Annotated in this window: 8 protein-coding genes; all 8 read left to right on the plus strand. The window is 31.8% G+C overall.

Going from position 1 to position 7,329, the window contains the following annotated elements; all coding sequences use genetic code 11:
- A partial coding sequence (locus JJD95_RS18995; RefSeq protein WP_291644893.1) for a hypothetical protein occupies positions 1-282 on the plus strand: 282 nt, incomplete at its 5' end.
- 83 nt (positions 283-365) lie between these two features.
- Positions 366-476 carry a DUF2922 family protein gene (locus tag JJD95_RS19000; RefSeq protein WP_291644894.1) on the plus strand — a complete coding sequence of 37 codons (111 nt, stop codon included), beginning with the start codon at positions 366-368 and terminating at the stop codon, positions 474-476.
- Positions 477-1,081: 605 nt separating this feature from the next.
- Positions 1,082-1,483 carry a RidA family protein gene (locus JJD95_RS19005; protein WP_291644897.1) on the plus strand — a complete coding sequence of 134 codons (402 nt, stop codon included), beginning with the start codon at positions 1,082-1,084 and terminating at the stop codon, positions 1,481-1,483.
- Complete coding sequence (locus tag JJD95_RS19010; RefSeq protein WP_291644903.1) at positions 1,480-2,391, plus strand: TIM barrel protein; 912 nt, start codon at positions 1,480-1,482, stop codon at positions 2,389-2,391. The genes JJD95_RS19005 and JJD95_RS19010 overlap by 4 nt, the downstream gene beginning before the upstream one ends.
- A gap of 194 nt (positions 2,392-2,585) precedes the next feature.
- Positions 2,586-4,505: a sigma 54-interacting transcriptional regulator gene (locus tag JJD95_RS19015; RefSeq protein WP_291644905.1), complete on the plus strand. Its 1,920-nt coding sequence runs from the start codon at positions 2,586-2,588 to the stop codon at positions 4,503-4,505.
- A 229-nt stretch (positions 4,506-4,734) separates the two neighbouring features.
- Positions 4,735-5,709, plus strand: a complete 975-nt coding sequence (locus JJD95_RS19020; protein WP_291644907.1) for a 2-keto-3-deoxygluconate permease — start codon at positions 4,735-4,737, stop codon at positions 5,707-5,709.
- Between the two features lie 33 nt (positions 5,710-5,742).
- Positions 5,743-6,717 (plus strand): D-2-hydroxyacid dehydrogenase, encoded by a 975-nt coding sequence (locus JJD95_RS19025; RefSeq protein ID WP_291644909.1) that lies wholly within the window; start codon positions 5,743-5,745, stop codon positions 6,715-6,717.
- A gap of 57 nt (positions 6,718-6,774) precedes the next feature.
- On the plus strand, positions 6,775-7,122 hold the full coding sequence (locus JJD95_RS19030; protein WP_291644911.1) for a cupin domain-containing protein: 348 nt from the start codon (positions 6,775-6,777) through the stop codon (positions 7,120-7,122).
- The last annotated feature ends 207 nt before the right edge of the window (positions 7,123-7,329 follow it).

Consider the following 7,329-nt stretch of genomic DNA (forward strand, 5'->3'; position numbering starts at 1 on the left):
AAAGCTATACCTATAATGGTTGGAAGTAGTTGGTTTTTTAAAGGAAAGAAAGAAGTTAAGTGTATTATAGATTTTTTTAATAGTAATAAAATATTAATGAATAAAAGCAAAGATATACATATAATATTGCTTGATAGGACTAAAAAAACTACTGATATGTTTTTTCTATTTAGTAAAAGAGTTGATGTTGATTTTTATAAAGATAATATAGTAAATAATATCTCATATAAAACAACTTATAAAGGTAGAATATTAATGGTTAGTTTTGAACGAAATCATTGATTATATTAAAAAAAACCTCAATAACTTCTGGAAGAGTATATATATGCTGTGAAAGTTAAATAATTTAAAGTAGCGAAAAGGATATGTATTTAGTTATTGCAAAGAACATTTTTGAATCATCTAGTGGTAACTTAATTGGCAAGAAAGATGCTAAAATAGTTACTACTGATAGTAATATAGTTGATGTAGCATAGTGAAAATCTTCCACTAAGAATTAATTCTTGGTGGAAGATTTATTATTTTTAAAGATCTTCACAATATATTATTATTTATGACTGAAGACTTAGCATTTATCCCAATTGAAGTGTTAGTTACAGTTGTAATTATTGATCGAATATTGGAGAAAAGAGTCAGAAGATTAACATCTTAATTGAAATATTTTTTGAAGAGGTGGGAAATGAGCTTTTGTGCAAACTGGCTTCAAAAGATAAAAATTGCTGTGAAATAGGCTGTTTAATATCAGAGATAGATGAATCCTTTGATAATGATTTTAATAGTTTAAAGACTTAATACAAGCAATTCCTCATTTGTATCATGAAATAAAATTTAGAAATAGGAATAAAACTTTAAGTGAGCAAGTTTTACTTTCTAATAAACAGTTCAATGTATATTTGTAACGAAAAATTAAGTAATATTTACTTCATTCTAGAAATATTATAAATAAGAATTGAACAAAAAAAAGAGGTGAATTGATGAATCCAAACTTCTGTTAAATGCAACAATTAGTGATGGTTTACTATTTTTAAAGGCATTAAATTGTGTTTAGTAACATATTATTAATAAATTTGGAGGGATAGGTATGATAAGAGAAGTTATTGTTACAGAGAAATCTCCTGCTGCTATTGGACCATATTCACAGGGAATAAAGGTTGGTAATTTTCTTTTTACATCAGGACAACTTCCTATAGTTCCTGAAACAGGAGAAGTTTTATATGGAGATATTAAAAAAGCAACAGCTCAATGTTTAGAAAATCTTAAAGCAATTGTTGAAAAGGCTGGATGCAGTTTAAAAGATGTTGCCAAAGTAACCGTATACATTAAAAACATGGGACAATTTAGCCAAATGAATGAAGTATATGCATCATATTTTACAGATAAGCAACCAGCAAGGTCGTGTGTAGAGGCTAAATTAGCTAAGGATGTTGATGTAGAGATCGAGGCCATAATATTTAAGGAAGAACTAAATGGAGGTAAAATATGAACGAATCAATTCATAAATATATGAAAGTGGGGTTAATCCATTTTATGGCCTATCCAAGTTGTATTAAAGGAGAGGGCCCTATAGAAGAGACATTAAAAAAGATAGCCTTAGATGACTATTTTGATGCAGTTGAAATCACATGGATAAAGGACAAAGATGTAAGACAAAGGGCAAAAAAAATAATAGAGACATCTCATCTCTCTGTAGCTTATGGAGCTCAACCTAGACATTTAACCACTGGGCTTAATATAAATGACATTAATGAAGAGGGCAGACTAAAAGCCGTTGCAACAATTAAAGAAGGCATAGATGAAGCTTATGAAATGGGAGCTACAGGCTTGGCTTTTCTAAGTGGTAAATATGAAGAAAGTAAAAAGGAAGAAGCCTATGTGTCTTTAATAAAATCAACAAAAGAAATTTGTAAATATGCAAAATCAAAGGGAAACCTAATGATAGTTCATGAAATATTTGATTATGATGTAGATAAAAAAGCATTAGTTGGACCTGTGAGTCTAGCTAAAAGATATGCTGAAGATATAAGAAAAGAACATGATAATTTTGGTCTAATGGTAGATTTAAGTCATCTCCCACTTATAAGAGAAACAGCAGAAGAATCAATACTTCCTATAAAAGATTATTTGGTACATGCTCATATAGGGAATTGCGTCGTAAAAGATTCATCGCTTCCGGGCTATGGGGATAATCACCCAAGATTTGGATTTCCAGGTGGAGAAAATGATGTTGATGAACTAGTTGAGTATTTAAGAGTACTTATGGATATTGGTTTCTTAAATGAAGAAAAGAGACCATTTTTGAGTTTTGAAGTAAAACCATATGGGGATGAAGATCCTGATTTAGTTATAGCAAATGCGAAGAGGGTATTAAATCTGGCATGGGCAAAATTATAAAATACTTATAATAAATTCTAAAATAGATAGTGTGCAAGCTATCTATTTTTTGCTAATAATAAACTGTTTTATTTCAAAAAATAAGAAGGGATTATTGATTTTTTGACGAATTTTAATTGTATTATGTTAAATATTATATTTAATGTAAATAATAGTAATAATAGAAAATTTATACTGTAATAAGGGGGAGGAGTATGTTTTCCAAAATATTGTTTGTTGCCACATATGATGAACTTAAGCATGTAACAGATGAAATCGTGAAAGAATATGGTCTTAATATTGAAGTTGTCTCCTCGGGAGACCTGCTTGATGGTGTAGAGAAAGTAAAAAAATATGCAAATGAAAATATAGAAGTAGTTATTTGCAGAGGTGGGACTGCAAAACTCATAAGGAATTCAATTGATATTCCTGTAGTTGAAATAGAAGTAAGTGCGTATGATTTACTTCGTACAATTTATAAACATAAAAATAAAAAAATGGCGGTTATAGGATCTGATAATGTTATCTCAGGAATGAATGCATTAGAACAAATTATGGATTTATCAATTAGTTACTTTCCTGTTGTGTTAGAAGAAGAAATAGAAAAAGAAGTAGACATTGCATGTAAGATAGGAGTGGATATAGTAATAGGTGATACAGTTGCAGTGAGAGTTGCAAAAAAAAGAGGAATTAAGTACGAACTCATAAAATCAGGAAAAGAAGCTATTTTGAGTGCTATTGGAGAGGCTAAAAAAATATATGAGGCCATTTTACAAGAAAGAGAAAAAAATATAAGACTAAATGCCATATTGGAACTTTCAAATGAGGGTTTTGTTGTTACTGATGAAAAAAAGCAAATTATTATTTTTAATGATGTTGCACAAAAAATATTTGGCATTTCTAAAGAAGATGCTATAGGAAAAGATTGTTCTACAGTTCTACCAACTATTAATGTAAACGATATCATAGAGTCTGGTGACTGTGTAATTAATCATATTCAAAAAGTTAAAGATGTGGTGCTTGCAGTAAATAAAACACCTATTTTTGTTGAGGGTATGATTAAGGGTGGAGTTATAGCTTTTAGTGATGTTACAAAGATTCAAGAGTTAGAACAGAAAATCAGAAGGACTTTGGCTACGCAGAGATTGGTGGCCAAAAGTAAATTCGAAGATATTATTGGGGACAGTAATTCTATTAAAAGTACAATAAAAATGTCTCTAAAATATGCGAAGGTGGATTCAACTATACTGATTTATGGAGAAAGTGGAACAGGCAAGGAGATGTTTGCCCAGTCCATTCATAATGCTAGTGATCGATCAGAAGGTCCATTTATCGCAATAAATTGTGCGGCTCTACCCGGTAGCTTGCTTGAAAGCAAACTTTTTGGTTACGATGAAGGTGCTTTTACAGGAGCAACAAAGGGTGGTAAAAAGGGAATGTTTGAATTAGCTCATAATGGAACACTATTTTTGGATGAGATTGGAGAAATGGATATAAATGTTCAGGCTAAGATTTTAAGAGTGTTACAAGAGAAGGAAATTATGAGGCTTGGTGGAGAGAGAATGATACTGATTAATGTAAGAATTATAGCTGCTTCCAATAAGCGATTAATAGATGAGGTAAATATGAGTAAGTTTAGAGAAGACCTGTTTTACCGACTTAATATTTTAAACATTAATATTCCAAGTTTGCATGAGAGAAAAGAAGATATTTTTATCTTGATTAGATATTTTTTGAAATACTATTCTATAGCATACAAAAAGAAATTAATTAAATTAGACGATTCAGTATTAAATTTATTAATGAATTATAAATGGCCAGGAAACGTAAGGCAATTAGAAAATGTTGTTGAGAAAATGGTAGTAATTGCAGAGGATAGTAGTTTGGATGCTGAGTATCTGCAAAATTTATTTTGTGAATTTAATTGTAGAGAAAAACCACAAGATAAAGAACAACATTATGAAGGGGATTTTTTAGACGGAAGCCTAGAAGAAATAAACATTAGAATTGTAAAAAAAGTTTTAGAGCAAGAAAGCTATAATAAGACAAGAACAGCACAAAGGCTAGGTATTACCAGAGTTACCTTGAATAAAAAATTAGAAAATATATGCAAAACATACGCTATGTATAATTAATATACGCTACCGCATAATTAATATACGGTAGCGTATATTAATTTATTTAAAAGCACATGGAATGTGGGTTTATACTTTGGCATACTTATTGCTTATGTTATACATATATGGGATATATATCAAATAAAGAAGGAGGAACAATTAAGGCATAAAACTGAAGTTTCTAGTTTTTCTATTGTGATGTAATACGCAAAATACTACAATCTAATTTAGAAATGGGGGGATTTTAATGAAGATTAAAAAGACAATTGAAAAAGTACCTGGTGGTATGATGATTATACCCATATTCTTGAGTGCACTTATCAACACTTTCTTTCCAGAAGCATTTGAAATTGGTGGATTTGTAACTGCTATTGTGAAAAATCATAATGCATTTATTGGTGGGTTCCTATTGTGTATGGGGGCTGGAATGACTTTTAAGTCTGCACCTAAGGCATTGAAAACAGGGGCAGCTATCACTGTTTCAAAATTCGTTGTTGGTGTATCGATTGGGCTTTTATCAGCCAAGTTTTTTGGAGCAAATGGTATATTTGGTATTTCTACACTGGCAATTATTTCTGCTATGACGAATACAAATGGCGGTTTATTTGCAGCATTAACGGCACAATTCGGAAGTAAAGAAGAAGTTGGTGCAATTTCTATTGTATCTATTAATGATGGACCGTTTTTAACAATGATTGCTTTAGGTACAGCAGGCATAGCAACAATACCATTTTGGTCGCTAGTAGGTGTAATTATACCTATAGTTATTGGAATGATACTAGGAAACTTAGATGAAGAGATGAAAGTAATGCTTACCCAAGGTGGAACTATTATGATTCCGCTTATGGCATTTGCCCTCGGATCAAACATCAATTTTAGTACAGTTTTAAAAGCGGGTCTTCCTGGAGTTTTACTAGGGTTATTAACAGTGGGGCTTGGAGGGATAATAAATATTTTCGTAGACAAAGCAACCGGTGGGACAGGTGTTGCGGGTGCAGCATGTTCAAGTACGGCTGGCAACGCAGTAGGTACACCAGCAGCTGTAGCTGCAGTTGATCCAACATTAACAAGTGCAGCACTTATAGCAACCCCGTTAGTGGCGGCTTCAATGGTTACAACTGCTATTTTAACACCGATTTTGACAACTTATATTGCAAAGAGAAATGAGAAAAAAAGAGCTAAACTCAATTCTGCCAATTCTGAATCAGTTGCACAGGATTAAACTAACTTTAAAAAAAATATTGGAGGGGTAATTATGAAAATGGTTGTGTTAGATGGGTATACGTTGAATCCTGGAGATATTAGCTGGGAAGGACTGAAACAATTAGGAGAGTTAAAAGTATATGATAGAGTAACCAGTGATCCTAATGAAACAGAAATAATCATTGAGAGTGTTGGCGATGCGGAAGTTATATTTACAAATAAAACACCATTGACAAGAGAAATACTAAAGAATTTACCCAATGTTAAATTTATAGGTGTTCTTGCAACTGGGTATAATGTTGTTGATGTGAAGGCAGCTAAAGATTTAGGTATAGTCGTGACAAATATACCAAGTTATGGAACGGCGGCAGTGTCTCAGACAGCAATTGCATTGCTTCTTGAAATTTGTCACCATGTTGGGGAACATAATAGAGCTGTAAAAAATAAAGAGTGGAGTAATTGTGTGGATTATTGCTTCTGGAATTATCCACTAATTGAACTGGATGGTAAGACAATGGGTATTATAGGTCTTGGAAGAATCGGAAAAGCTACTGCTAAAATTGCACAAGCAATGGGCCTTAGCGTAATAGCCTATGATGAAATGAAAGACCGTTCTTTAGAAACTGAGTCGTTAAAGTATGTTGAACTTGATGAATTATATGCAAAATCAGATGTGATAGTGTTACATTGTCCTCAATTTGATAGCAATAAGGGAATGATAAATAAAGAGAGTATTTCAAAGATGAAGGATGGAGTTATAATTATTAATAATTCACGTGGACTCCTTATTAACGAAGAAGACTTGGCCTCTGCATTAGAGAGTGGCAAAGTAGCAGGAGCTGGAGTTGACGTTGTGTCTGAAGAACCTATTAGGGAAAACAATAGTTTATTAGAAGCTAAAAACTGTATTATAACACCGCATTTATCATGGGCACCGGTTGCATCAAGGAAGCGCCTAATGGATATAGGCGTAGACAACTTAAAGGCATATATTGATGGTAATCCAATAAATGTTGTAAATAAGTAACAACTAACGAATATAAATAGAGGGGCTTTATAACTAGATTACACAAGGAGGGATATTATGTTATATAAAAAGGAAGTTTTAAACGTCACAGAAGTAGATAAAAATAAGGGTGGTATTGGGATATCAAAAACTACACATATAACTGATCAGAAAGGACTGTGTGATAAAGGTAGACTTTATGGATTCATGGAACTTGAACCAGGATGCTCTGTGGGTAGCCATGTTCATGAAGGAGATATTGAGATCTATTATTTCTTGGAAGGCGAGGGTGAAGTTACGGATAATGGAGTAGTTAAAAAAGTATATCCAGGAGATGCTTTGATTACTAATGATGGTGAAGAACATTCTTTGAAAAACATCGGAAATAAAACATTTAAGTGGATGGCGTTAATCCTTTATGTTTAAATCAATTAAGGTTCAATAAAATTCAAACCTCCTTTAAATTAGAATATTATTAATTCTATTATATAAAGACCAGCTAATTAAAGTCAACTATAAATTCAAAAAAACAGTTATCAATTTTAATGCACAACAAAAAGACCATTAAGAAACACGAACAATGGTAAATTTAGTAATTGTTTATTTTAAATTAAGCTACCGACCTAGAATTAT

Source organism: Clostridium sp., from assembly GCF_016650035.1.
Lineage (GTDB): Bacteria > Bacillota > Clostridia > Clostridiales > Clostridiaceae > Clostridium_AD.

Excerpts from the sequence above, each read along its gene's own strand:
- JJD95_RS19000 (WP_291644894.1), top strand. The coding sequence starts at position 366 with ATGTATTTAGTTATTGCAAAGAACATTTTTGAATCATCTAGTGGTAAC.
- JJD95_RS19005 (WP_291644897.1), top strand. The coding sequence starts at position 1,082 with ATGATAAGAGAAGTTATTGTTACAGAGAAATCTCCTGCTGCTATTGGA.
- JJD95_RS19010 (WP_291644903.1), top strand. The coding sequence starts at position 1,480 with ATGAACGAATCAATTCATAAATATATGAAAGTGGGGTTAATCCATTTT.
- JJD95_RS19015 (WP_291644905.1), top strand. The coding sequence starts at position 2,586 with ATGTTTTCCAAAATATTGTTTGTTGCCACATATGATGAACTTAAGCAT.
- JJD95_RS19020 (WP_291644907.1), top strand. The coding sequence starts at position 4,735 with ATGAAGATTAAAAAGACAATTGAAAAAGTACCTGGTGGTATGATGATT.
- JJD95_RS19025 (WP_291644909.1), top strand. The coding sequence starts at position 5,743 with ATGAAAATGGTTGTGTTAGATGGGTATACGTTGAATCCTGGAGATATT.
- JJD95_RS19030 (WP_291644911.1), top strand. The coding sequence starts at position 6,775 with ATGTTATATAAAAAGGAAGTTTTAAACGTCACAGAAGTAGATAAAAAT.